The organism is Escherichia sp. R1 (assembly GCF_003000935.1).
In the GTDB taxonomy this organism is placed as follows: Bacteria; Pseudomonadota; Gammaproteobacteria; order Enterobacterales; family Enterobacteriaceae; genus Escherichia; species Escherichia coli.
Window position 1 is genome coordinate 1 of sequence record NZ_PSRU01000093.1, and the last position, 553, is coordinate 553.

2 protein-coding genes are annotated in these 553 nt (G+C 49.0%); both read right to left on the minus strand.

Annotated elements, in window-relative coordinates; translation table 11 throughout:
• A partial coding sequence (locus tag C4F37_RS27255) for an ASCH domain-containing protein (protein ID WP_199792411.1) occupies positions 1 to 120 on the minus strand: 120 nt, incomplete at its 3' end.
• The coding region (locus C4F37_RS27260) for a DUF551 domain-containing protein (RefSeq protein WP_106106751.1) at positions 113 to 553 on the minus strand (441 nt) is incomplete at its 5' end. The genes C4F37_RS27260 and C4F37_RS27255, both read right to left, overlap by 8 nt.

Here is a 553-nt window from a genome sequence, read left to right on the forward strand (position 1 = left end):
CTTACGGTTAACGAGGCGCTTATTCCAGTAGTCATTACACAGGCGATACTCTTCCGTTTTCTCCCCGCGAATCATGGCATCGAAGTATTCACCTTTAACGGCAAGTTGCAGGTTAGCCACGGTTAACCTCCTTCGGCGGTTCTGGTAGAGGCATCCAGTGAGTTACATGTGCCCCGTAATGATTCCAGAACGACGCAACTGGCGCACTGTCTCCATCAGGGACAACCCAGTAATCGTGATGAACTTTATTATTAAGCCCATCAAACACCAGATACTCTTTACAACTTCCGGGAATGTTCTCAGGCATTCGCTCACTACAGCTTATCCAACCATCCAGAGTTACCGGAGTTGGTCCATCGAATTCGGGCATGTCAGGACCTTTTCTGATAGCTTTAGCCAGCTCCAGCGGGTCATCGTAAAGCCAGTCGCCAGTTTGTGGGTGATTTGCTTCTGCAAGCTGCGCAGCCCATTCAAGACCATCTTTTTGACCTTGGAGATAATCAAGTGGCAACTCTTCATGATTACTTGCAGGTTCGGCACCATGAAGCATGGC